This is a genomic window from Isoptericola hypogeus, from assembly GCF_039531145.1.
GTDB lineage: Bacteria > Actinomycetota > Actinomycetes > Actinomycetales > Cellulomonadaceae > Isoptericola > Isoptericola hypogeus.
In genome coordinates, this window is record NZ_BAAAPM010000002.1 from 53,126 (window position 1) to 78,151 (window position 25,026).

Below are 25,026 nucleotides of genomic sequence, written 5' to 3' on the forward strand. Positions count from 1 at the left end.
CGGTAGGGAAGCGCTCCCACCGATGCGCGGCCCGGTGCGAAGTTCACCCGGGACGGGTGTTGCCGCGGGCACGAGCCGCCCCGACGGGCCCTGCCCGGCTGGGTGAGGCGGTGCGGGCAGGGCCGATCGTGAGCGGTGCAGGCATCCGCTACTTCGCGGCCTGCTTGATGACGTGCAGCACCTGGAAGGGGTGGCTGATCATCACCGAGTGCGAGCTGCGGATCTCGACCGTCGTCGCGCCGGCCCGCTGAGCCATGACCCGCTCCGCCTCCGGGGGGATGATGCGGTCGTCCTTCGCCACGACGTACCAGCTCGGGATCGTCTTCCACGCCGGTTCACCCGACTGAGCGACGAGGGAAGCGAGGGCACCCGGTCGCTGTGAGCTCGCCATCGTCTCGGCCAGTCGCCGCGGGAGATCCTGGGCGAACAGCCGCGGGAACCACTCGGGGTCGATGTAGGCGTCGGCGTTGTTCTCCCCGGCTTCGGGGAACGGGCGCAGCACGAGGTGGTCGATCACGTCGGTGTGGCCCCCGCCCAGGGCGTTCGCCTCGGCGACCGACTCTCCCTCGTCGAGCGCGTAGCCGGCCACGTACACGAGCGACCTCACCTGGTCGTTGCCCGTCGCCGCGTTCGTGATGACCGCACCGCCGTACGAGTGCCCCACCAGGACGATCGGACCCTCCACGGTCTCGAGGAACATCCGCAGGTACTCCGAGTCGTGCTCGATGCCGCGCAGCGGGTTCGAGAAGGCCAGGACCGGGTAGCCGTCGTCCTGCAGCCGTTCGGCCACGACGGTCCATCCGCTGGAGTCGGCGAACGCCCCGTGGACCAGGACGACGGTGGGCCTGGGCGCGGTGGGGCGGCCCGCCGCGACGTCGGCGGAGGCGCCCGAGGGCCCCGCCGACGCGGTGAGCGGCCCCAGGCCGAGGACGGCGACGAGCACGGTGATCAGGGCCGCGACGACGCGGCGTGACCGGATCGCGAGCGAGGACATGGCAGCTCCTTCGACAGGTTCTGGGGCTACCCACCCTCGCCGGGGGCCGGCCCGCGCGGACCACGTGCCGTGCGTAGTCCGACGTCCGGCTCGTCGGCCCGGCTCCATCGTTCGCCGCAGCGTCTCGCGGGCCGTGACCAGGACCGTCCGACCGTCGGCCGAGCCCCTGCCACAGCGCACTCGACATGCGCGACCTGCCACCGGGCTCGATGATGCGAAGCAGTGACTCTTCGGTTCCCCCCAGCTCCAGGAGTGCGCATGTCGACCACCCGTCCGACCGCCGACGTCGAGCCCGGGGCGGCACCGCCGACCGGGGCGGCCGAGTCGCTCCTGAGGCTCGGCAAGCACCTGCGCAAGGGCGAGGTCTCCGACGACCTGCGCCAGCTCTTCCTCAAGGGCGGGCGCGAGGGCGACGTCTTCTACCGGGACCGGTGGTCACACGACAAGGTGGTGCGCTCCACGCACGGCGTGAACTGCACGGGCTCGTGCTCGTGGAAGGTGTATGTCAAGGACGGCATCATCACGTGGGAGACGCAGCAGACGGACTACCCCTCGGTCGGCCCGGACTCCCCGGAGTACGAGCCCCGCGGCTGCCCGCGCGGCGCCGCGTTCTCCTGGTACACCTACTCCCCCACCCGGGTGCGCTACCCGTACGTGCGCGGCGTCCTGCTCAACGCGTACCGCGAGGCGAAGGCCGCCGTGGGCGGCGACCCGGTGCTCGCGTGGCGGCGCGTGACGAGCGACCCCGCCACGGCGCGGGCGTACAAGGGCGCGCGCGGCAAGGGCGGGCTGGTGCGCGCCACGTGGGACGAGGCGGCGGAGATCGTCGCGGCGGCGCACGTGCACACCATCTCCGAGTACGGGCCGGACCGGGTCGCGGGCTTCTCCCCCATCCCGGCGATGTCGATGGTGTCCCACGGCGTCGGGGCGCGGTTCGTGCAGATGCTCGGCGGCACGATGCTGTCGTTCTACGACTGGTACGCCGACCTGCCGGTCGCGAGCCCGCAGGTCTTCGGCGACCAGACGGACGTGCCGGAGTCCGCGGACTGGTGGAACTCCTCGTACCTCATCATGTGGGGCTCGAACATCCCGGTGACCCGCACCCCGGACGCGCACTTCATGGCCGAGGCGCGCTACCGCGGCACCAAGGTGGTGTCGGTCTCGCCGGACTACGCGGACAACACGAAGTTCGCCGACCAGTGGCTCGCGCCGCAGCCGGGCACGGACGGCGCGCTCGCCATGGCGATGGGGCACGTGATCCTGCGCGAGTTCCTGGTGGACAGGCGCACGGAGCGCTTCGCCCAGTACCTCAAGACGTACGCCGACGCGCCGTTCCTGGTGCGGCTCGACGAGCGCGACGGGGCGTACACGCCGGGCAAGTTCCTCACGGCGTCGGACCTCGACGACGACGCCCTGCCCGGTGCCTCGTCGCTGGCCAACCCGCACTTCAGGACGCTGCTGCTGGACGCCGACGGCTCCGTCGTCGCGCCGAACGGCACCCTCGCGGACCGGTACGGCGACGCGGGCGAGGGGAAGTGGAACCTCGACCTGGGCGACGTCGACCCGATCCTGTCGGTGGCGGACGCCCCCCCGGTCGAGCCCGCCGAGCCCGGCGTGGCCGTGCTGCTGCCGCGGTTCGACGTCCTGCCAGGCGAGGTCTCGACCCTTCGACAGGCTCAGGACGGCGCACGCTCGACCACCAGCGCCGAGGACGCGCACCTCGGCGGCAAGGGCGTGCTCACGCGCGGGGTGCCGACCCGGCGGGTCGGCGGGCACCTCGTGACGACCGTCTTCGACCTGCTCCTCGCGCAGTACGGCGTGGAGCGTGCCGAGCTCGGCCTGCCGGGCGACTGGCCCACGGGCTACGACGACGCGTCGGCCCCCGGCACGCCGGCCTGGCAGGAGGAGATCACCGGCGTACGGGCGGCGGACGCCGCGCAGATCGGCCGGGAGTTCGCGCAGAACGCCGAGGACTCCGGCGGCCGGTCGATGATCATCATGGGCGCGGGCGCGAACCACTGGTTCCACTCCGACACCATCTACCGCGCGTTCCTCACCCTGACGACCATCACGGGCTGCCAGGGCGTCAACGGCGGCGGCTGGGCGCACTACGTGGGCCAGGAGAAGTGCCGGCCCATCACCGGGTGGGCGCAGTACGCCGGCGGTCTGGACTGGGTGCGCCCGCCGCGGCAGATGATCGGCACCGGCTGGTTCTACCTCGCCACCGACCAGTGGCGCTACGACGGGATGCCGGCCGACGCCCTCGCCTCCCCGCTCGCGCCGGGACGCCTCGCCGGCCGCACGACGGCGGACGCCCTGGTGGAGTCCGCGCAGCGCGGCTGGATGCCCAGCTACCCGACGTTCGACCGGAACCCGCTCGACCTCGTCGACGAGGCGCGCGCGGCGGGCAAGGAGCCCGAGCAGCACGTCGTGGACGAGCTCAGGAGGGGGACGCTCCGGTTCGCTTGCGAGGACCCCGACGACCCGGCGAACTTCCCGCGGGTGCTGACGGTCTGGCGGGCGAACATCCTCGGTTCGTCCGGCAAGGGCAACGAGTACTTCCTCAAGCACCTGCTCGGTACCGACTCCGCCGTGCTCGCCGAGGAGTCCGAGCCCGGCCGCCGCCCGGCGTCGATGACGTGGCGCGACGAGGCGCCGCGCGGCAAGCTCGACCTGCTGGTCACGCTCGACTTCCGGATGACGAGCACCACCCTGTTCTCCGACGTCGTGCTGCCGGCCGCCACCTGGTACGAGAAGCACGACCTGTCCAGCACGGACATGCACCCCTTCGTGCACTCGTTCAACCCGGCGATCAACCCGCCGTGGCAGACCCGCACCGACTTCGACACGTTCCACACCCTCGCCGGGCTCGTGTCGCAGATGTCCGAGACCCACCTGGGCGTGCGCGAGGACCTGGTGGCCACGCCCCTGCTGCACGACTCCCCCGACGAGCTGGCCGTGCCGCACGGCACGCTGACCGACGCGGGCGCCCCGATGACCGAGCGCGAGCTGGTCCCCGGCGTCACGATGCCGCGGCTGCAGGTGGTGCGGCGCGACTACCCGGCGCTCGCCGCGCGGATGGCGGCGCTCGGGCCGCTGACGGACACCAAGGGCATGGCCACCAAGGGCGTCGCGTTCATGCCGGACGAGGAGGTGGACAAGCTCGGCCACGTCAACGGCCTCGTCACCTCCGGGCCGGCCGCGGGGCGCCCGCGGCTGGACCGCGACACGCACGCGTGCGAGGCCATCCTCGCGCTTTCGGGCACGACCAACGGCCGCCTCGCCGTGCAGGGCTTCGAGAACCTGGAGCGCCGCACCGGGCAGCCGATGGCGGACCTCGCCCGCGACGACCAGGCCAAGCGCGTGACCTTCCCCGACGTGCAGTCGCGCCCGACGACGGTCATCACGTCCCCGGAGTGGTCCGGCTCCGAGCACGGCGGGCGCCGGTACACGGCGTTCGCGGTCAACGTGGAGCGGCTCAAGCCGTGGCACACGCTGACGGGGCGCCAGCACTTCTACCTCGACCACGACTGGATGATCGAGCTGGGCGAGCAGCTGCCCGTGTTCCGGCCGCCGCTGGACCTGCACCGCCTGTACGGCGACTCCCCACCCCCCGGGACCACCGACGACGGCAGCGCCACCGGACACGCCGCCGTCGCCGTCCGGTACCTCACCCCGCACTCGAAGTGGTCCATCCACTCCGAGTACCAGGACAACCTGTTCATGCTGTCCCTGTCCCGCGGCGGTCCCAACGTCTGGATGAGCCCGCAGGACGCCGCCAAGATCGGCGTGGCGGACAACGAGTGGATCGAGGCGGTGAACCGCAACGGCGTCGTCGTGGCGCGCGCCGTCGTCTCCCACCGCATGCCCGAGGGCACCGTGTACATGCACCACGCCACCGACCGCACGGTGGACGTGCCGATCGCCGAGACGTCGGGGCTGCGCGGCGGCATCCACAACTCGCTGACCCGGATCCTGCTGAAACCCACCCACCTGGCGGGCGGCTACGGCCAGCTCACGTACGCCTTCAACTACCTCGGGCCCACGGGCAACCAGCGGGACGAGGTCACCGTCATCCGACGCCGCAGCCAGGAGGTGCGTTACTCGTGAAGGTCATGGCGCAGATGTCGATGGTGATGAACCTCGACAAGTGCATCGGCTGCCACACCTGCTCGGTGACGTGCAAGCAGGCGTGGACGAACCGCACCGGCACGGAGTACGTGTGGTTCAACAACGTCGAGACGCGGCCCGGCCTGGGCTACCCGCGCACGTACGAGGACCAGGAGAGGTGGCAGGGCGGCTGGGAGCGCACCAAGCGGGGCAAGCTCAAGCTCCGCGCGGGCGGCCGGGCGAAGAAGCTCGCGTCGATCTTCCACAACCCGAAGCTGCCGTCCATCCACGACTACTACGAGCCGTGGACCTACGAGTACGACATGCTGCTCAGCGCGCCTCAGGGGCAGCACACCCCGGTGGCGAAGCCGAAGTCGCTGCTCACCGGCGACGACCTGTCCATCTCGTGGTCGGCGAACTGGGACGACGACCTCGGCGGTTCGACGGCGACGATGCAGGACGACCCGATCCTCAAGCACATGAGCGAGCACGTCGCCGAGGAGCTCGAGCAGACATTCATGTTCTACCTGCCGCGCATCTGCGAGCACTGCCTCAACCCGTCGTGCGTGGCGTCGTGCCCGTCGGGCGCGATGTACAAGCGGGTCGAGGACGGCATCGTGCTGGTGGACCAGGAGCAGTGCCGCGGCTGGCGCATGTGCGTCACCGGCTGCCCGTACAAGAAGGTCTACTTCAACCACAAGACCGGCAAGGCCGAGAAGTGCACGCTGTGCTACCCGCGCATCGAGGTCGGGCTGCCCACCGTCTGCTCCGAGACGTGCGTGGGCCGCCTGCGCTACCTCGGCCTGGTGCTGTACGACGCGGACAAGGTGGGCGCCGCCGCCGCGACCGAGGACGAGCAGGACCTGTTCGCCGCGCAGCGCTCCGTCTTCCTCGACCCGGACGACCCCGAGGTGGTCGCCGCGGCCCGCCGCGAGGGCATCCCCGACGACTGGATCACCGCCGCGCAGCGCTCCCCGATCTGGAAGCTCATCCACGACTACGAGGTCGCGCTGCCGCTGCACCCGGAGTACCGCACGCTGCCGATGGTCTGGTACATCCCGCCGCTGTCGCCCGTCGTGGACGTCGTGGCGAGCTCCGGCAACGACGGCGAGGACGGGCGCACCCTGTTCGCCGCCATCTCGCAGCTGCGCATCCCGCTCGAGTACCTGGCCGGGCTGTTCACCGCCGGCGACACGGCCCCCGTGGAGCGGGTGCTGCGGCGCCTGGCCGCGATGCGCTCCGGCATGCGGGAGGTGAACCTCGGGCGCGAGTTCCCCGAGGAGACCGCCGCGGCCGTGGGCATGTCGGGCGACCAGGTGCAGGAGATGTACCGGCTGCTCGCCATCGCCAAGTACGAGGAGCGGTACGTCATCCCCACCGCGCACACCGAGGTGGCGCGCGAGCTGGAGGAGATGGCCTGCTCCCTCGACGTCGAGGGCGGGCCCGGCATGGGCGGCCAGGGCATGAGCGGCGCCGGGCCGTTCGGGTCGTCATCGGGCCAGCCCACGCCCGTGGCGGTCGAGAACTTCCACGTGCTCGCCAACCGGCAGACCGCCGACTCCCCCTACGGGCCGTCCACCCCCGGGCGGGTGAACCTGCTCAACTGGGACGGCAACGGGAGTCCCACGGGCCTGTTCCCGCCGTCCGAGGACGGCGGGGGCGGCGCGCCCCCCGGCAGTCCTGGCACCCTGCCGGGTGGCCGGCAGGACGCCACGCACGAGGAGCCCGGCGGCTCCGACAGCTCCGGACCGGGGAGCGCACGATGAGCCTCGCCTTCCTGCCCCGCCCCGGCGTGCGGGCCAGGCGTCTGGACCCGATGGCGCCGGTGGCGCTCGACCGCGCGCAGTGCGCGGTCGCGCACATGGCCGCCGCGGTGCTGCTCGCCTACCCGGACGACGAGACGCGCACGGCCGCGCTCACCGTGCGCGACGCCGTCGGCGGCCTGCCGGCGCCGGTGCGCGACCGCCTCGCCGGCCTCGCCACGACCCTGCTCGACGGCGACCCCGCCGCCCTGCAGGCCGACTACGTCGCGACCTTCGACCTCAAGCGCCGGTGCGCGATGTACCTGTCGTACTACGCCGCCGGCGACACCCGCCGCCGCGGCTCGGCGCTGGTCCGGTTCGTCGAGGCATACCGCGCCGCCGGGTTCGAGACCACCGGCGACGAGCTGCCCGACTACCTGCCCACCGTCCTCGAGCTGTCCGCCCGCGGCGACGAGGACGGGGCGAAGATCGCCGCCGCGCTGCTGGCGGCGCACCGGGACGGCATCGAGGTGCTGCGCTCGGCGCTCGCGGCACAGCGCTCGCCGTGGACGGCCGCGGTCGAGGCCGTGTGCCTCACCCTGCCGCCCGTCGACGCCGCGACGGCCGCGCGCGTGGCGGACCTGGTGACGGCCGGCCCCCCGGCGGAGCTGGTGGGACTGAGCGGGTACGGCGACGGCAGCGGCAACGGGGAGGACCTGCCATGGGCCTGACGGACGCGGGCGCCGACAAGATCGTGCTGTGGGTGGTGGTGCCGTACGTGACCTTCGCGATGCTCGTCGTGGGGTCGGTCTGGCGGTACCGGTACGACAAGTTCGGCTGGACCACCCGGTCCAGCGAGCTGTACGAGAAGCGCCTGCTGCGCTACGGCTCCCCCCTGTTCCACTTCGGCCTGATCTTCGTCGTCCTCGGGCACTTCCTGGGGCTGGTGATCCCGAAGTCGTGGACCGAGGCGGTAGGGGTCTCCGAGGCCCAGTACCACTTCGTCGCGACGTGGATGGGCTCGCTCGCGGCGGTCGTCGCCGTCGCCGGCCTGCTCATCCTCATCTACCGCCGCCGCTCCACCGGGCCGGTGTTCCTGGCGACCACCAAGACGGACAAGCTCATGTACGTGTTCCTCGCCGGGTCGCTCCTGTCCGGCGCGTGGGCGACCGTCCAGACCCAGATCCTCGCCGGGGGGCACGGCTACGACTACCGGGAGACCATCTCCCCCTGGTTCCGGTCGCTGTGGTACCTGCAGCCGGAACCCGGGCTCATGGCGGGCGTGCCCGCGGCGTTCCAGGTGCACATCGTCGTGGCGATGCTGCTGTTCGCGCTGTGGCCGTTCACCCGGCTGGTGCACGCGTTCTCCGCCCCCGTGCAGTACCCGTTCCGCCCGTACGTGGTCTACCGCTCGCGCGAGGCGTCGGTGACCTCGCGGGCGCCGCGCCCCGGGTGGGACCCGACCGGCCGCCCGCCGCGCTGACCCGACCACCGGGACCGTCCGCCGACCCGACCGTCCGCCGACCCGACCAGCCCGCCACGCCCCAGGAGGAACGATGACCTCGGCACCGTCCACCGGCCCGACCGACGCGCCGGCCGCGCCCGCCGTCGACGGCAACACCACGCAGCTGGCGCTCGCGACGATCGGGTTCGCGATCTGCTTCTGGGCCTGGGCCCTGCTCGGACCGCTGGGCAACAGCTATGGCCAGCTGTACGCGCTGTCCGACTTCGAGGTCTCGGTGCTGGTGGCCGTCCCGGTGATCGTCGGCTCGCTCGGCCGCATCCCGATCGGGGCGCTCACCGACCGCTTCGGCGCCAAGGTGATGTTCCCGCTGTGCAGCCTGCTGACGATCGTGCCCGTGCTGTTCATCGGGTTCGTCGCGAACAGCCTGGTCTGGCTGCTGATCGGCGGGTTCTTCCTCGGCCTCGGCGGCACGACGTTCGCCATCGGCGTCCCCTTCGTCAACAACTGGTACCCGCCGGCACGGCGCGGTACCGCGATCGGCATCTTCGGCGCCGGTATGGGCGGCACGGCCATCGCGTCCTTCTCGACCGTGCCGATCCGGGACGCGTGGGGCGACGGCGCCCCGTTCGTCATCGTCGCGGTGGCGCTGGCGGTCTTCGCCCTGGTGTCGCGCACGATGCTGCAGGACTCGCCGGCCTGGTCGCCCGGCGGCGGCGGCATGTGGGCCCGTACCTGGGCGACCCTGAAGATCCCCGCCACGCTGCAGCTCTCGTGGCTGTACGCGATCGGGTTCGGCGGGTTCGTCGCGTTCTCCGTGTACCTGCCGACCTTCCTGCAGAACGCGTACGGGCTCAGTGCCAGCGACGCGTCGTTCCGCACCGCCGGGTTCGTGGTGCTGGCCGTGGTGTGCCGCCCGCTCGGCGGCACCCTGTCGGACAAGATCGGCGGCGTCCCGGTGTCGATCGCGTGCTTCTCGGTGGTGACGGTGTTCGCCGCGGTGATCATCTTCCAGCCCGCCCTGATCCCGGGCGCCACGATCGCGTTCCTCGGGATGGCGGCCGCGCTCGGCGCGTCCTCGGGGGCGACGTTCGCCCTGGTGGCGAAGATGGCGCCGCCCGGGACGGTGGGGGCCGTGACGGGCGTCGTGGGCGCCGCCGGCGGCCTCGGCGGCTTCATCCCGCCGCTCATCATGGGCGCGGTCTACGGCGCCAACGGGGACTACGGCATCGGATTCGGGCTGCTGGCCCTCACCGCCCTCCTCACGCTGCTCTTCACGCTGGGCCCGGTGCGCAAGCGCGTGCGCGCGAACGTGGGATGACCGCGCGGTCGGGCGGGCGGCCGGGCGCACCGCGCCACGGTCGTGGCCGTGAGGACCTCGCCGCACGGGCGACACGGGGACGGCCTACGGTGCACGTATGACGACGGACCCCTCGCCGGACGGCGGGCACGACGGCGGGCACGACGAGCCCGCGCGCGTCCTGCGCTCGGTCGCCGAGCACGTCGCGGCCGTCCTGGGCCGGGTCGCGCCGCTGCCGGTCCAGGACGTCCCGCTGGCGGCGCTGGCCGCGGGGGCGCCGGGCCGCGTGCTCGGCGACGACGTTCGCGCCGTCGCCCCGGTCCCGCCGTTCGACGGCGCGGCGATGGACGGGTACGCGGTGCGGCTGACGGACCTGCCGGCGGACGGGTCGGCCGTGACCCTGCCCGTCGTCGGGGACGCCCGGCCCGGCGCGCCGGCCCCGGCCGGCGGGGGCGGCGGTGGGGCGGTGCGCATCATGACGGGCGCGCCCGTCCCGGAGTGGGCGGACGCCGTCGTGCCCGTCGAGCGCACGTCCACCGGTCGCTTCGTCGCGGGCGGCCCGACGACCGAGCGCGAGGTGACCCTCGCCCGCCAGCCGCGCGCGCACGTGCGTCGTCGCGCCGAGGACGTGCGGCCGGGCGACCTGCTCGCGCGCGCGGGCGACGCGGTGACGCCGGCGCTCGTGGCCGTCGCCGCGTCCGCGGGCCTGGTGGCGCTCGGCGTCCGGCGCCGGCCGGTCGTCGCTGTCCTGTCCACCGGCTCCGAGCTCGTGCCGGCCGATGCCGGGGCCGTCGCCCCGGCCCCCGCCGCCGGCCGCATCCCCGACTCGAACTCGCTGCTGCTCGCCGCGCTGGTGCGCGCCGCGGGCGCCGACGCCGTGCGCGTCGGCGCGGTGCCGGACGACGCCGACGCGCTGCGCGCCGCCCTCGACGACGCCGTGGGCGTGAGGTCCGGAGAGGGGCCGGGGCCGGACGTGGACCTGGTCGTGACGACGGGCGGGGTGTCGGCGGGGGCGTCGGACGTCGTGCGGGCGGTGCTCGCCTCCCCCGACGACCGGCTGCGGGACGTCGACGTCGCGGCCGTGGCGCTGCGACCGGGCCGGCCGCAGGCCCTGGCGCGCTGGCGGGGCGTCCCGTGGGTGGCGCTGCCCGGCAGCCCGGTGAGCGCGTTCGTCTCGTTCGCGCTCTTCGTGCGGCCGGCGGTCGCCGTCCTCGCGGGGCGGGTGCCGCCCGCGACAGTGCGCCGACGCGCGGCGGGCGCGTGGTCGAGCCCGCCCGGCCGGGTGCACGTGGTGCCGGTGCGCACCCTGGCGTCGGGCGAGGTCGAGCGCGCGGAGGCCCCCGACGGCGCGGCGGGCGGGCACGCGACGTCCGCGCTCCTCGGCGCGGACGCGCTCGCCGTCGTTCCCGACGGCACGACCAAGGTCGAGGCCGGCGACGAGCTCGACGTCCTGCCTCTGGACGGCACCGGCTCGCCCGGCCCGGGGTCGCCGTGACCGGCGACGAGGGAGGCGACCGGTTCGACGCCGTCGTCCTGGCCGGCGGCCGCGCGAGCCGGCTCGGCGGCGTCCCGAAGCCGACCCTCGTCGTCGACGGCGCGACCCTGCTGGAGCACGCGCTGGCCGCGACCCGCGACGCCGACCGCACCGTCGTCGTCGGGCCCGAGCCCGCGGACGCCGCGCGACCCAGCGCGCCCGCGGCGCCGGTCCTCGGCGCCCGGGACGTCGTCCACACCCGCGAGGAGCCGGCGTTCGGCGGCCCCGTCGCCGGGCTCGACGCCGGCCTGCGGGCGCTCGCCCGGGGCCGCGGGGCCCGGTCGGGAGGGTCAGCCGGGTCGGGAGGGTCGGCCGGGTCGGGAGGGTCGACCGGGTCGGCTGGGCCGGCGGGGCCGGCGCCCTGGGTGCTCGTGCTCGCCGTCGACGTCCCGCGCGCCGACGCCGCCGTGCCGCGGCTGCGGGCCGCCGTCGCGCGCCCCGACGCGGCCGGCGGCCCGGACGGCGCGTTCCTGGAGCGCGACGGTCGCGAGCAGTGGCTCGTCGGGCTGTACCGGCACGACGCGCTGCGCGCCGCCCTCGACGCGCTCGCCGGTCCCCGCGGCCTGCACGGGGTGCCGGTGCGGCGCCTGGTGGCGGGGCTGTCGTGCGTCCGCGTGCCCGACGACCTCGGCCTGAGCGTGGACGTCGACACCTGGGACGACGTGCGACGCCTTACGGTAGGAGTCCACGACGACGTGGCCGGGAAGGCCCGCGGCGGCGTGGACGAGAACGAGCAGGCCGGGCGCACCGAGGGCCCCGTGCCCGCGCACCCGGCAGCACCACACGACCCGCCCAAGGGAGGAACCCGATGACCGACCAGACCCCCCGCGGCCACGAGCCCGGCTCCGGCGTGCTGGACCGGTGGGTCGACGCCCTCGAAGCAGAGCTCGGCCTGCCCCCGCGGACGGTCGACGTCGGCGCGGTCCTCGACCTCGCCCGCGACGCCGCGCACCAGGTCGCCCGGCCGGCCGCGCCCGTCACGACGTTCGCCGCCGGGTACGCGGCGGGCCTGGCCACCGCGCGGGGCGACGCCGGCGCCGACGTCGTCGAGCGCGCGGGCGCCCTCGCGCTGTCCTGGCGGGACCCCGGGCCGGGTGCGCCGGCCGACGCGTCGTCGGGCACGGCCACGGACACGGGGAGCTGATCGGATGACGACCGTCGCCCTGGGGATGCCGCGGCTGCCCGCCGCGGGCGTGCCGGACGTGCGGCTGCCCGCGGACCGCCCCGCCACGGGCGCGCTGGTGGACTCGTTCGGGCGCGTCGCCACGGACCTGCGCGTCTCGCTGACCGACCGCTGCAACCTGCGCTGCACCTACTGCATGCCCGCCGAGGGACTGCCCACGCTGCCGAAGGACTCGGTGATGACGCGCGAGGAGATCGTGCGCCTGGTGGGCATCGCGACCCGCGACCTCGGCGTGCGGCAGGTGCGGTTCACGGGCGGCGAGCCGCTGCTGCGCCGCGACCTCGTCGAGATCGTCGCCGACTGCGCGGCCCTGCCCGTGCGCCCCGAGCTGAGCCTCACGACCAACGCCGTCGGGCTGGACGCGCGCGCCGCCCGGCTTCGGGACGCCGGCCTCGACCGGGTGAACGTCTCCCTCGACACGCTCGACCCCGACACGTTCGCCACCCTCGCCCGCCGCCCGTTCCTCGAGCGCACGCTGGCGGGGATCGCCGCCGCGGCCGACGTCTTCGACGTCGTGAAGATCAACGCGGTCCTGGTGCGCGGCGTGAACCTCGACCACGCCGCCGACCTGCTGTCCTGGTGCCTCGAGCGAGGCTTCGAGCTGCGGTTCATCGAGCAGATGCCGCTCGACGCCGACCATGCCTGGGACCGCGCCGCGATGGTCACCGCCGCCGAGGTGCGGGGCCTGCTCGGCGAGCGGTTCACGCTCGAGCCGGACGACGAGCCGCGCGACGGCGCACCCGCCGAGCGGTTCGTCGTGCGGTCGCCGGGCGGCCGGGCAGGGGGGCGCCGGGGCGAGCGCCTCGGTCGCGTCGGGATCATCGCGTCCGTCACCGAGCCGTTCTGCGGCGACTGCCGTCGCACCCGCCTCACCGCCGAGGGCGGCGTGCGCGACTGCCTCTTCGCGCACACCGAGACCGACCTGCTCGGCCCGCTGCGCGCGGGGGCCGGTGACCACGTGCTCGCCGACCTCTGGCGCGGCGCGATGTGGGGCAAGGCCGCCGGGCACGGGATGAGCGACACGGGGTTCGACGAGGGGTTCGAGCAGCCCGAGCGCACGATGAGCGCCATCGGAGGATGACGATGACGGACACGACCACGGGCGTCCCGACCGACGCCGTCGTCGAGCTGCGGTACTTCGCCGCGGCCCGGGCCGCGCTGGGCCGCACGGCCGAGACGCTGTCCCTGGACGCCGGGGCCACCGTCGCCGACGTCGTCGCGCGGCTGGCCGACGGCACGCCGTCCGCCGCGCCGGTGCTGGCGCGCTGCTCGGTGCTGCTCGACGGGCGCCGCGCCGCGCCGTCCGAGGTCGTGCCCGCCGGAGCGCGCCTCGACCTGCTGCCGCCCTTCGCGGGCGGCTGACCCGCGCCGACGTGTCGGGCTCGGGACCGGCCATGGCCTCGCGTGGTTCTGACAGGTCTCAGGGGCGGGCGGCGCGGGGGCGGACGTCCCTCCAGCCGTCGGCCTCGAGCAGCCGCGCGGCGCCGCGCGACCGCAGCCCCGTCGGGCAGACCACGACGACGGGTGCGTCGGTGGGGTGCTCCAGCAGCTCGGTCGGGTAGTCGCCCGCCGCCAGGTCCTCGAGCCGCACCCACACGGCCTCCCGCGCGCCACCACCGGTCTCGTCGCCGCCGACGACGCCGCGCACGTCGGTCGCCCCCGGCCGCGGCCCGACGTCCAGCACCAGCACCCCGTCCGGGACCGTCCCCGTCGACGTGAGCCCGGCGGGAAGCGGGGCCGCCGTGACGTCCGGTCGCGCGCCGGCCGCGGAGGCAGCGGGGGCGGCGAGGTCGACGGCGTCCCACGCGGATGTGCGCGCGTCGTAGACGAGCAGCCGGCCGAGGGCGACGTCGCCCGTGCCGGTGAGCAGCTTGACCGCCTCGACCGCCATCGTCGCGCCGACCACGCCGCACGCGGGGCCGAGCACGCCGACGGTCTCGCAGGACTCCCCTTCAGCGTCGGGACGCGGGCCGAAGACGTCGGGGTAGGTGATCGCCCGGCCGTCGGGCGCCGCCGACCACCAGACCGACACCTGGCCGTCCCAACCGAGCACCGTGCCCCACACGACCGGCAGCCCCAGTACTGCCGCAGCGTGGGACACGGTGTAACGGGTCATGAACGTGTCCGACCCGTCGACGACGAGGTCGTACCCCTCGAGCATCCCACGCGCGGAGGCCTCGTCGAGGCGTTCGGAGTGCAGGTTCACCCGGACCCCGGGGTTCAGCGACCGCAGCGCCGACGCGGCCGACGCGGTCTTCGCCCGCCCGACGTCGTCGGCCCCGTGCAGCACCTGGCGCTGCAGGTTCGAGGGCTCCACGACGTCGTCGTCCACGACGCCGAGCGTGCCCACCCCGGCCGCCGCGAGGTACTGCAGCACCGGCGAGCCGAGGCCGCCCGCCCCGACGACGAGCACCCGTGACCCGGCCAGGCGCGCCTGTGCCTCGGGCCCGAACCCGTCGAGCAGGAGCTGGCGGGAGGTGCGCCGCCGCTCGCCCCCGGCCAGGTCGCCGCGGGCGGGCACGAGCGGGCCGAGCGCCACGTCAGGCCTCCTGCGAGCCGTTCTTGTGGGCGCGGATCGCGGCCGCCGCCTGCGGCAGCACGTCCCCGAGGTCGCCGACGACGGCGAAGTCGCAGATCTCGAAGATCGGCGCCTCCGGGTCGGAGTTCACCGCCACGATCACCTGCGACGCCTGCATGCCGCCGCGGTGGTGCGGCGCGCCCGAGATGCCCGCGCCCACGTAGAGGCGCGGCGCGATGGTGACGCCGGTCTGCCCGATGTAGCGGTCGAACCAGCCCTCGAAGACGGCGTCGCGGGAGGCGCCGACGGCCGCGCCGAGGGCGTCGGCGAAGTCCTCGACGGGGCCGAAGTCGCCGCCCGTCCCCCTCCCGCCGGCCACGACGAGCGCGGCCTCCTCGAGCGTGGGCCGCCCGGCCTCGCGGACCTTGGGCGTGCGCTCCACGAGCGTCGGCAGCGGCGCCGCGCCGCCCAGGTCGACGGCGAAGCCCTCGACCTCGGTCGCGACGGCCGCCGGTGCGGGCTCGGGCACGACGGCGTTCGCGCGCACGGTGAGCACGGCGACGTCCGCGGTCACGGCGCACCGGGTGTCCCAGGCCCCCGCGAAGACGCGCTTGCCCGCCACCAGGCGGCCGTCGTCGTCCGTGCCGACCGACGCGGCGTCGATCACGAGGCCCGCGCCGAGCGCGTGCGCGGCGAGGGCGGCGGCCTCCTTCGCGGCGAAGCTCGCGGGGGCCAGCACGACGTCGGCGTCGGTGTGCCGCACGGCCGCGGCGAGCGCGGCGCCGACGACGCCGGGCAGGTGCCGGGCGTCGCCACCGCCGGCCGGCGCGAGCGCGGACGTCGGGAGCTCGGCCTGGTGCACGGTCTCCACGCCGTACGCGCCGAGCTGGGCGAGGACCTCGACGGTGGGCGCCTCGAGGGTCACGGCCTCGACGCGGCCCAGCGTGCGGGCGAGGGTGAACAGCTCCAGCACGCTGGAGCGGACCTCGGTGGCCGGGTCGAGCAGGACGAGGACGGTGCGGTTGGCGTCGGGCTGGGTCTGGGTGGGCTCGGTCATGGTTCTCTCCCTCAGACCAGCTCGTTGCGGATGAGGTACTCGGCCAGGGCCGTTCCGCCGGCGCCCTTGTCGGCCACCAGCTCGACCTCCGGGCGCGGCGGGCGCGCGGCGGCGCTCAGCGCCTCCGTGCGCGCGCCGGTGTCGCCGACGGCGGACGCGTCCAGACCCAGGTCGGCCGCCGACCAGGCCTCCACCTGCTTGGTGCGGGCCGCCATGATGAGCTTGAAGTTCGGCATCCGCGGCGTGTTCGCGGTGTCCGCGACGGACAGCACGGCCGGCAGGAGCGCGGTCAGGGTCTCCGCGGCCTCGTCGGTCTCGCGGGTGATCGACAGGGTGCCGCCGTCGAGGTCGACCTTCTTGGCCAGCGTGAGCGCGGGACGGCCCAGCTCGGCCGCCAGCAGCGCCGGCACCACGGAGCCGAGCCCGTCGAGCGCCGCCATCCCGGTGATGACCAGGTCCACCGGCGCCTCGGCCTCGAGCCGGCGCACGGCCGCCGCGAGCGCCGCCGCGGTGCCGAAGTAGTCCGACCCGGCCAGCGCGTCGTCCGTCACCCGGACGCCGCGGTCCACGCCCATCTGGAACGCCTTGCGCAGCGCCACGTCGCCCTCGGCCGGGGCCATGGTGAGCGCGACGACCTCGCTGCCCTCGCGCTCGTCGTCGGGCAGGCCGTCGAAGATCCGCAGCGCGGCCTCCAGCGCGTTCTCGTCGAGCTCGTTCAGCGTGCCGACCGACGGGTCCCGGTCCACGCGACAGCCGTCGAACCGCCGATCCGCGTTGATGTCCGGCACGTACTTCACGGTGACGACGATGCGCACGGGCGACGACCTCCAGCTCGCGTGTGACCACAGGCCGCGCGATGCCGCGGCCGACGCTGCCGAGCCTACCCGCGCGCACGGCCGCGGACGGTGGCTCGTCCGGCGTCCGGGAACGCCGCTCCGCCCGCGGTACCCGTCGTCCGGAGTGGTGGCGGGCGCCGGCCCACCACCGCGGGCACCATGTCCCCATGGAGTCGCGCCCGAAGGTCACGCCGCTGGTCCGGCCCAGCGCACGCCGCAGCCACGTGCCGCCGCTGGGCGTGCACCCGACGCCGGACGGCGGCGTCGACGTCGCGGTCGCGGCCGCGCACGCGACGGGCGTCGAGCTGTGCCTGATCGACGTCGTCTCCCCCGACCTGCCGCCCCACGACCCGGCGCGCTACGCCGAGCGGCGCGTCCCGCTCGACGGCCCGACGTACGGCGTCTGGCACGCGCACGTCCCCCACGTGCGGCCAGGCCAGCGGTACGGCTTCCGCGCCCACGGCCCGTGGGACCCGGAGGCCGGCCAGCGGCACAACCCGGCCAAGCTGCTCGTCGACCCGTACGCGCGCGGGCTCGTCGGCGACCTCGCCTACGGCCCCGAGACGCTCGGCGCGGTCAGCGCGCCCCGGGACCCGGAGGCCCGCGACGACGACCCGGACGGCCGGTGGTGGATCGCCCACCGATACGGCGCCGCCGACGACCGTGACTCGCTCGCCCACGTGCCGCACTCCGTCGTCGTGCCGTCGCACCCGGGCCCGCCGCCGCTGTCCCGCCCGCGCGTGCCGTGGGCCGACACGGTCGTCTACGAGGCGCACGTGCGCGGGCTGACGATGGGCCACCCCGGCGTGCCGCCCGAGCTGCGCGGCACGTACGCGGGTGCCGCGCACCCGGCCACAGTCGCGCACCTGCGCGACCTCGGCATCACGACGCTCGAGCTGCTGCCGATCCACGCGTTCGCGAGCGAGCCGCGGCTCGTCGCGCACAGCCTGACGAACTACTGGGGCTACCAGACCCTCGGCTTCTTCGCCCCGCACGCCGCCTACGCCACCCGCGCCGCGCAGGACGCCGGCCCCGCCGCCGTCCTCGACGAGGTCCGGGGCATGGTGCACCTGCTGCACTCCGCGGGCATCGAGGTGCTGCTCGACGTCGTCTACAACCACACCTGCGAGGGTGGCGACGACTCGCTGCACGTCTCGTGGCGCGGCCTCGACAACGCCGGCTACTACCTGCACGACGGGGCCTCCCCGGCCGCGCTGGCGGACGTCACGGGCACCGGCAACTCGCTCGACTTCCGCCGCCCGCGCGTGGTGCAGCTCGCGCTCGACTCCCTGCGGTACTGGGCCGAGGTGGTCGGCGTCGACGGGTTCCGCTTCGACCTGGCCACCACGCTCGGTCGTGCCGCGCACGGCTTCACGCCCGACCACCCGTTCCTCGTCGCGCTGCAGACCGACCCGGTGCTGAGCGGCCTCAAGCTCGTCGCCGAGCCGTGGGACGTCGGGCCGGGCGGCTGGCAGACCGGCCAGTTCCCGCCGCCCATGGCGGAGTGGAACGACCGCTTCCGCGACGCCGCGCGCGGCTTCTGGCTCGACGCGCCCCGCGAGGGCTCGCACGGCCGCGAGCTGCACGGGCTGCGCGAGCTCACGACCCGCCTGGCGGGGTCGGCCGACCTGTTCGGGCACTCCGACCCGCCGCTGATGCGCGGCCCGGTGGCGTCGGTCAACTACGTGACCGCCCACGACGGCTTCACCCTCGCCGACCTCGTCGCGTTCGACCACAAGCACAACGAGGCGAACGGCGAGGACAACCGGGACGGGTCGGACCACAACCTGTCGTGGAACCACGGCGTCGAGGGTCACGCGCCCGACGGCAGCGACGCCGCTACCGAGCCGTGGTCCGCCGTCGTGCCGCTGCGCCGGCGCTCGCAGCGCAACCTGCTCGCCACCTTGCTGCTCGCGGCCGGCACGCCGATGCTCACCGCGGGCGACGAGCTCGGGCGCTCCCAGGGCGGCAACAACAACGCGTACGCGCAGGACAACGCCATCTCGTGGGTCGACTGGGACCTCGACGACGCCGCCCGCGACCTGCTCGCGACCACGCGGTACCTGCTCGCCCTGCGCGCCGAGCACGCCGCCCTGCGCGCGGACTCGTTCTTCCTCGGCACACCGCGCCCGGGCGAGGACCAGCCCGACCTGCTGTGGTTCACCGCCGACGGCGCACCCATGGACCGCGACGCGTGGGCCGTGGCCGGACGGCGGGTGGTGCAGATGCTGCGCCCCGGGCCGGACGACGACGACGCGCACGTGCTGCTCGTCGTCAACGGCGGGCTCGACGACGTCGAGGTCACGCTGCCGCCTCCCCCGGGCGGCGAGGCGTGGGAGCGGGTGTGGAGCTCCACCTGGGACCGGCCCGAGCCGCCCGACGACGACCCCGGCGACGACGAGACCGACGGCGGGACGCTCGAGTCGCTGAGCGTGGAGGTCTTCCTCGGCCGGTAGCGCGGGTACTCCGCATCGGACTACAGCGGGCCGAAGTCCGCCAGGTCGAACGCCGTCGAGATCGCTCGGGCCAGGTCCTCCTCCTGGCCGTCGAGCAGGAAGCCGACCTGCCGGCCGACGTCGTCGACGAGCACGGTCTGGATGCTGTCGCAGTCGACGGCACTCCCGTGTTCGATGCCGTTGCGCTCGTCCACGAGCACCTCCGTGGCGAGTCCGAGCGCCTTCGACTTGATCGGCGCCACCGAGACCCACCGACGCCGCGATCGCACTGGTTCACGCGTCAGCACCACCGCCGGCCGTGTCTTGTCGAGCCGAACCAGATGGATCGGCCGCATCAGTCGAGCTCCGGGTACTCGCGGATACGCCTCCACTCGTCCATGCCTGCAAGCTCGTCATCCTCGGGCCTCGTCGCCGCGTAGATCTCCGCGTCGCGCTCGGCGAGCTGCCGCCGCACCTCCCTCCGCAGCGCGCGTTCGACGGCGGAGGCGCGGCTGCGCGTCTTTCCCTCGGCCACCTGCTGGTCCACCCAGGCCACGAGCTCGTCGGGCAGGCGCACCGCGATCTGCGTCGTCATCCCACGACGGTACCGCTGTGGGATGCACGGCGTCGAGGGAATGTCACCCGTGTCCCCGGAACCGGTCCTCTGCCAGACTGCGGGCATGAGCGCCGACGCCGCCCCCACCGCCGTGACCACCGACGTCGTCGTCATCGGGGCGGGCCTCTCCGGCCTGGTCACCGCCACGGAGCTGACCGCCGCCGGCAGACGGGTGGTGCTGCTCGACCAGGAGCCGGAGGCGTCGTTCGGCGGGCAGGCGTGGTGGTCGTTCGGCGGCCTGTTCCTCGTCGGGTCGCCGGAGCAGCGGGCGATGGGCGTGCACGACTCGGCCGACCTCGCCTGGTCCGACTGGCTCGGCTCGGCGCAGTTCGCCCCCGGTGCCGAGCGCGGCGAGGGCCCTGACCGGCACGGGTACGCGTGGGCGCGCCGGTTCGTCGAGTTCGCGTCCGGCGACCTGCGCTCGTGGCTGCACGGCAAGGGGGTGCGCTGGTTCCCGCTGGTGCAGTGGGCCGAGCGCGGCGGGTACGCCGTCGGACGCGGGGACGACACCGCGACCGAGCACGGCAACACCGTGCCGCGCTTCCACGTCACCTGGGGCACCGGCCCGGGGATCCTCGCGCCGTTCGTCGCGGCCGCGCGCGCGGCCCGGGACGCCGGGCTGCTCGACGTGCGGTTCCGGCGCCGCGTCACGGAGCTCGTGACGACGGACGGCCGGGTCACCGGCGTCCGGGCCGAGGTCCTCGCCGACCAGCCCACCGACGGGCTGCCGTTCGGCGGTCGCGGTGCGGCGTCGAACCGCGACGTCGTGGGCACGGAGGAGCTCGCCGCGGGCGCCGTCGTCGTCGCGACCGGCGGCATCGGCGCCAACCACGACCTCGCCCGCTCCCGCTGGGACGCCGCCGTCGGCACCCTGCCGGCGCGCATGCTCTCCGGCGTGCCGGACTCCACCGACGGGCTCATGCTCGGCATCGCCGCCGACGCCGGCGCGGCCCTCGTGCACGAGGACCGGATGTGGCACTACCCCGAGGGGATCGCGAACCACTCCCCCGTCTGGACGAACCACGGCATCCGCATCCTGCCCGGGCCGAGCTCCCTGTGGCTCGACGCCGACGGGCACCGGCTGCCCGCGCCGCTGTTCCCCGGCTTCGACGCCCTCGGCGCGCTGCGGCACGTCACCCGGCGCGGCGACGACCACTCCTGGTTCGTGCTGAACAAGACGATCATGGAGGCCGAGTTCGCGCTGTCCGGGTCGGAGCAGAACCCCGACCTCACCGGCAAGGACGTGAAGCTGCTCGCCCAGCGGGTGCTGCCGAAGGCGGTCGGCCCGGTGGCGCGGTTCGCCGCCGAGTCGCCCGAGTTCCTCTGGGCGGACACCCCCACCGAGCTCGCCGCGAAGATGAACGCGCTGGTCGATGCGACGCCCGGGTCGCACGGGCACGTGGACCCGGACGAGCTCGCGGCGGTGGTCGCGGCGCGCGACGCCCAGGTGGCCAGCGGGCTCGGCAAGGACCCGCAGGTCGTCGCGACCCGCGCCGCGCGCGACTACCGGGTGGACAAGCTGATCCGGGTCGCGAAGCCCCGCCCGCTGACGACGCCGAAGGACGGCCCGCTGCTGGCCGTCCGGCTGTCGGTGCTGACGCGCAAGACTCTCGGCGGGCTGTGGTGCGACCCGTCGGGCCGGGTGCTGCAGGCCGACGGGTCCGTGCTCGACGGGCTGTGGGCCGTGGGCGAGGCAGCCGGGTTCGGCGGCGGCGGCGTGCACGGCCACCGCGCGCTGGAGGGGACGTTCCTCGGCGGCTGCCTGCACACCGGACGCACCACCGGCCGCGCCCTCGCCACCGCCCTCTGACCCCTCCCGATCGCGAGGTAGAGCCTCCCGCCGTCCGTCCGTGCCCGCGGGGCTCGAGCGGAGCGCCGGAGGCTCTACCTCGCCGTCCGACGGCGGAGCGCGGCGGTGAGCGCGGCCCGGATCCGGTCGATCAGGGCGGCGGGATCGGCCAGGTCGTCCCAGGCGACGTGGATGAGGACCCAGCCGGCCTCGGCGAGCGCGTCGTGGCGCCACTTCGCCGCGAGCAGCCGTTCCCGCGGGTCCCCGTACTCCCCGCCGGAGTACTTCACCAGGCCGTCGAACTCCACCCCGACCTTGAGGTCCGGCCAGCCCAGGTCGACCCAGAACGCCCCGCGTCGCGTCAGCACCTCGACGGACGGCTCGGGTGCGAGCCCGGACTCGAGCGCGTACCAGCGCACCAGGGACTCGCCGGTCGACTCCGCCCGCGCGTCGGCGATCTCGACGATCCGCCGCGCCTGGCGGACGCCCTGCTTGCCGGCTGCCTCCTCGAGCACGGCAGCCACGACCTCCAGGTCCGCCCCCGCGCGCAGCGCCGAGTCGGCGACGACCAGCGCACGCGCGCCCGGCAACCAGCGGGCGCAGTCCACCATCGTGCGTTCGATCGTCGTGACGGGACGACCGCCGACCACCGTGCGGTCCCGGCTGGGCACGTCGATCGCGTGGCGACGCAGGCACGGGTCCTCCGCACGGCGCACGGTCGGCTTGGAGGCCTGGCTGACGTGCACCTGCTCGGCGAGCCGGTAGACGCTCAGCCCGTGCACGAGGGCGGCCGTCTCGTGGCTGAACACGAAGTCGGTCTCCAGCCCCTCGGCGACCGCGGCGGCCAGCTCCAGCACCCGACGCTCGCGCCGCACCGCGGGACCGCCGTCGTCCACCACCGCGGGGACGTAGACACCACGGCGCAGGCGACGCAGGTCTCCCCGCCGCAGCTGCCGCTCGATGGCCGACCTGCGCCAGGGGCCGAACCGGATCACCTCCGGCAGCGGGCGCGGGACCGGAACGGCCGTGTCGCCGGGACGGCGGCCGTCCCGGCGACCCTGCGGCCGGGGCGTCGGCGGCCGGCGGGTGTCGTCTGCCATGCCGGCAGCGTGGCAGACCGGACCATGCCGCCGCGCCGGGCCTGTGGACAACCCCGCTCCCACCCCGCGAGGTAGAGCCTCCGGTGCTGCGGTAGGACACCGAGGGCGCTACTGCAGCGCCCCAGGCTCTACCTCGCGGGCGGAGGAAGGGGTGGCGGGGTGATGAGTGGCGGCGGGTGCCGACCGCCCGGCGGCGGTCCGCGCGCGGCTGCGGGTACCCATCGATAGCGTGGAGGCCGTGACGTCTCCGCAGCCCACGCCGCACGCGCCGATCGGCCGGATCCCCGTGCTCGAGCTCTCCCCCGTCGTCGAGGGCGGCCGCTGGCCCGCGAAGGCGTCGGTCGGCGAGGTGGTGCCCGTCGAGGCGACCGTGTTCCGCGAGGGGCACGACGCCGTCTCCGCCACCGCCGTCCTCGTCGCCCCGGACGGCACCGACCACTCGACCGCCCCGATGACCGACGTCGCCCCCGGCCTGGACCGGTTCCGCGGCCTCCTGCAGCCCGACGCCGAGGGCGACTGGTCGTTCCGCGTCGAGGCGTGGTCCGACCCGTACGGCACGTGGGCGCACGACGGCATGATCAAGTTCGAGGCGGGACAGGACGTCGACCTCGTGCTCGCCGAAGGCGTGCGGCTCTTCGAGCGCGTCGTCGCCCCGGGGCTCCAGTCCCGCCGCGCCGCGGGCGACGCCCGCCTGCTGTCGGACGCCGCCCGCGAGCTCGCCGACGCGAGCCGCCCGGCGCAGGCGCGCCTCGCGATGGCGACGACCTCGGCGGTCAAGGACGCCCTGCGCCGCGTCCCCCTGCGCGACCTGGTGACCGCGAGCGCCACCTACCCGCTGCGGGTCAGCCGTCCGCTCGCGCTGGCCGGGAGCTGGTACGAGCTGTTCCCCCGCTCGGAGGGCGCCGTCCAGGGCGCCGACGGCACGTGGCGCTCGGGCACGTTCCGCACGGCGGCCAAGCGGCTGCCCGCCATCGCCGACCTGGGGTTCGACGTCGTCTACCTCACGCCGGTGCATCCCATCGGCACGACGTTCCGCAAGGGCCGCAACAACACCCTCGACCCGCAGCCGGGTGACCCCGGTAGCCCGTACGCCATCGGCTCGCCCGACGGTGGGCACGACGCGATCCACCCGGACCTCGGCACCGAGCAGGACTTCCGTGACTTCGTGGCGGCGGCCCACGACAACGGCCTCGAGGTCGCGCTCGATCTCGCGCTGCAGTGCTCCCCCGACCACCCGTGGGTGACGGAGCATCCGGAGTGGTTCACCGTCCGCGCCGACGGCACCATCGCGTACGCGGAGAACCCGCCGAAGAAGTACCAGGACATCTACCCGCTGAGCTTCGACACCGACCCGCGCGGCCTGGCGGCGGAGATCCTGCGGATCGTGCTGCTGTGGGTCGACCGGGGCGTCACGGCGTTCCGCGTCGACAACCCGCACACCAAGCCGCTCGACTTCTGGGAGTGGCTGCTCGCCCAGGTGCACGCCGCGCACCCCGACGTGCTCTTCCTGTCGGAGGCGTTCACCCGGCCCGCGATGATGCAGACCCTGGCGCGGATCGGCTTCCACCAGTCGTACACGTACTTCACGTGGCGCACCACGAAGGCGGAGATCGAGGAGTATCTCGCCGAGGTGTCGGGCCCGCAGGGCTCGGTGATGCGGCCGAGCTTCTGGCCCACGACCCACGACATCCTGCCGCCGTACCTGCAGCACGGCGGGGTCTCCGGGTTCGCCGTCCGCGCCGTGCTCGCCGCGACGGGCAGCCCCACCTGGGGGATCTACTCCGGCTACGAGCTGGTGGAGAACGTGCCGCGCCCGGGCGTCGAGGAGCAGATCGACAACGAGAAGTACGAGTACAAGCCGCGCGACTGGTCGCAGGCCGACGTCATCGGCATCTCCACGCTGCTGCGCCGGCTCAACGAGCTCCGGCGCGCCCACCCCGCGCTGCAGCAGCTGCGCGACCTCACGGTGCACCCCACGACGAACGACCAGGTCGTCGCGTTCTCCCGGCGGGTCCGTGCGGAGCACCTGGCCGGCACCGGGCACGCCGGCAGCCAGGACGACGTCGTGCTGGTGGTGCTCAACCTCGACCCGTGGGCCACGCAGGAGGCCACCGTCCTGCTCGACCTGGACGCCCTCGGCCTCGCCAGGCCCGAGGGTGTCGAGGACCAGCCGTTCTTCGTCGCGCACGACGAGCTGTCGGGAGCCACGTTCCCGTGGGGCGCGCACCCTTACGTGCGCCTCGACCCGCGCGTCCAGGTCGCGCACGTGCTGCGGGTGGGGCTGGCATGACCGGCGACCGCGCACCGCACGGCGCTCCGAGGATCGGCACGACCGGCGACCGCGCACCGC

20 protein-coding genes are annotated in these 25,026 nt (G+C 74.8%); 13 read left to right on the plus strand and 7 right to left on the minus strand.

Annotated features, from left to right (window positions below):
* Positions 1-148: 148 nt before the first annotated feature.
* On the minus strand, positions 149-994 hold the full coding sequence (locus ABD254_RS00745) for an alpha/beta hydrolase (RefSeq protein WP_344244652.1): 846 nt from the start codon (positions 992-994) through the stop codon (positions 149-151).
* Between the two features lie 258 nt (positions 995-1,252).
* On the opposite strand from ABD254_RS00745, the gene ABD254_RS00750 reads away from it, so the two are divergent.
* From ABD254_RS00750 to ABD254_RS00795, 10 genes are all read left to right on the plus strand, one after another.
* Positions 1,253-5,104: a nitrate reductase subunit alpha gene (locus ABD254_RS00750; protein ID WP_344244654.1), complete on the plus strand. Its 3,852-nt coding sequence runs from the start codon at positions 1,253-1,255 to the stop codon at positions 5,102-5,104.
* Positions 5,101-6,870, plus strand: a complete 1,770-nt coding sequence (narH, locus tag ABD254_RS00755; protein ID WP_344244656.1) for a nitrate reductase subunit beta — start codon at positions 5,101-5,103, stop codon at positions 6,868-6,870. The genes ABD254_RS00750 and narH overlap by 4 nt, the downstream gene beginning before the upstream one ends.
* Positions 6,867-7,577, plus strand: coding sequence for a nitrate reductase molybdenum cofactor assembly chaperone (gene narJ / locus ABD254_RS00760; RefSeq protein WP_344244658.1), 711 nt, complete (start codon positions 6,867-6,869; stop codon positions 7,575-7,577). Before narH ends, narJ begins: the two co-directional genes overlap by 4 nt.
* A complete protein-coding gene (narI, locus tag ABD254_RS00765) occupies positions 7,568-8,329 on the plus strand; it encodes a respiratory nitrate reductase subunit gamma (RefSeq protein ID WP_344244660.1) in 762 nt (253 codons plus the stop codon). Before narJ ends, narI begins: the two co-directional genes overlap by 10 nt.
* A gap of 73 nt (positions 8,330-8,402) precedes the next feature.
* Positions 8,403-9,629, plus strand: a complete 1,227-nt coding sequence (locus tag ABD254_RS00770) for an MFS transporter (protein ID WP_344244662.1) — start codon at positions 8,403-8,405, stop codon at positions 9,627-9,629.
* A 97-nt stretch (positions 9,630-9,726) separates the two neighbouring features.
* Positions 9,727-11,103 carry a molybdopterin molybdotransferase MoeA gene (locus tag ABD254_RS00775; protein WP_344244664.1) on the plus strand — a complete coding sequence of 459 codons (1,377 nt, stop codon included), beginning with the start codon at positions 9,727-9,729 and terminating at the stop codon, positions 11,101-11,103.
* Positions 11,100-11,954, plus strand: a complete 855-nt coding sequence (mobA, locus tag ABD254_RS00780) for a molybdenum cofactor guanylyltransferase (protein WP_344244666.1) — start codon at positions 11,100-11,102, stop codon at positions 11,952-11,954. The genes ABD254_RS00775 and mobA overlap by 4 nt, the downstream gene beginning before the upstream one ends.
* The gene (locus ABD254_RS00785; protein ID WP_344244668.1) at positions 11,951-12,286 is read left to right on the plus strand and encodes a DUF6457 domain-containing protein; all 336 of its coding nucleotides are present in this window, start codon (positions 11,951-11,953) and stop codon (positions 12,284-12,286) included. Before mobA ends, ABD254_RS00785 begins: the two co-directional genes overlap by 4 nt.
* 4 nt (positions 12,287-12,290) lie before the next feature.
* Positions 12,291-13,406 carry a GTP 3',8-cyclase MoaA gene (gene moaA / locus ABD254_RS00790; RefSeq protein ID WP_344244670.1) on the plus strand — a complete coding sequence of 372 codons (1,116 nt, stop codon included), beginning with the start codon at positions 12,291-12,293 and terminating at the stop codon, positions 13,404-13,406.
* Between the two features lie 2 nt (positions 13,407-13,408).
* On the plus strand, positions 13,409-13,687 hold the full coding sequence (locus ABD254_RS00795; RefSeq protein WP_344244672.1) for a MoaD/ThiS family protein: 279 nt from the start codon (positions 13,409-13,411) through the stop codon (positions 13,685-13,687).
* 58 nt (positions 13,688-13,745) lie between these two features.
* On the opposite strand, the gene ABD254_RS00800 is transcribed toward ABD254_RS00795, so the two are convergent.
* From ABD254_RS00800 to ABD254_RS00810, 3 genes are read right to left on the minus strand one after another with little or no spacing between them, the layout of a single operon-like run.
* The gene (locus tag ABD254_RS00800; RefSeq protein WP_344244674.1) at positions 13,746-14,864 is read right to left on the minus strand and encodes a ThiF family adenylyltransferase; all 1,119 of its coding nucleotides are present in this window, start codon (positions 14,862-14,864) and stop codon (positions 13,746-13,748) included.
* 1 nt (position 14,865) lies between these two features.
* Positions 14,866-15,900 (minus strand): electron transfer flavoprotein subunit alpha/FixB family protein, encoded by a 1,035-nt coding sequence (locus ABD254_RS00805; protein ID WP_344244676.1) that lies wholly within the window; start codon positions 15,898-15,900, stop codon positions 14,866-14,868.
* 11 nt (positions 15,901-15,911) lie between these two features.
* Positions 15,912-16,715 carry an electron transfer flavoprotein subunit beta/FixA family protein gene (locus tag ABD254_RS00810; RefSeq protein ID WP_344244678.1) on the minus strand — a complete coding sequence of 268 codons (804 nt, stop codon included), beginning with the start codon at positions 16,713-16,715 and terminating at the stop codon, positions 15,912-15,914.
* A gap of 188 nt (positions 16,716-16,903) precedes the next feature.
* Here ABD254_RS00810 and glgX point away from each other — a divergent pair, with 188 nt between their 5' ends.
* Complete coding sequence (gene glgX, locus ABD254_RS00815) at positions 16,904-19,192, plus strand: glycogen debranching protein GlgX (protein WP_344244680.1); 2,289 nt, start codon at positions 16,904-16,906, stop codon at positions 19,190-19,192.
* 20 nt (positions 19,193-19,212) lie between these two features.
* On the opposite strand, the gene ABD254_RS00820 is transcribed toward glgX, so the two are convergent.
* Entirely contained in the window at positions 19,213-19,527 is a 315-nt protein-coding gene (locus ABD254_RS00820; protein WP_344244682.1) for a type II toxin-antitoxin system PemK/MazF family toxin, read from the minus strand.
* Positions 19,527-19,766 (minus strand): ribbon-helix-helix domain-containing protein, encoded by a 240-nt coding sequence (locus ABD254_RS00825; protein WP_344244684.1) that lies wholly within the window; start codon positions 19,764-19,766, stop codon positions 19,527-19,529. The genes ABD254_RS00820 and ABD254_RS00825 overlap by 1 nt, the downstream gene beginning before the upstream one ends.
* 85 nt (positions 19,767-19,851) lie before the next feature.
* Between ABD254_RS00825 and ABD254_RS00830 the strand changes: the two genes are divergently transcribed.
* Positions 19,852-21,597, plus strand: a complete 1,746-nt coding sequence (locus tag ABD254_RS00830; RefSeq protein WP_344244686.1) for an FAD-binding dehydrogenase — start codon at positions 19,852-19,854, stop codon at positions 21,595-21,597.
* Between the two features lie 74 nt (positions 21,598-21,671).
* Here the strand turns inward: ABD254_RS00830 and ABD254_RS00835 are convergent, their stop codons facing one another.
* Positions 21,672-22,676, minus strand: coding sequence for a hypothetical protein (locus ABD254_RS00835; RefSeq protein WP_344244688.1), 1,005 nt, complete (start codon positions 22,674-22,676; stop codon positions 21,672-21,674).
* Positions 22,677-22,905: 229 nt separating this feature from the next.
* Here ABD254_RS00835 and ABD254_RS00840 point away from each other — a divergent pair, with 229 nt between their 5' ends.
* Entirely contained in the window at positions 22,906-24,966 is a 2,061-nt protein-coding gene (locus tag ABD254_RS00840) for an alpha-1,4-glucan--maltose-1-phosphate maltosyltransferase (protein ID WP_344244690.1), read from the plus strand.
* Positions 24,967-25,026: the final 60 nt, after the last annotated feature.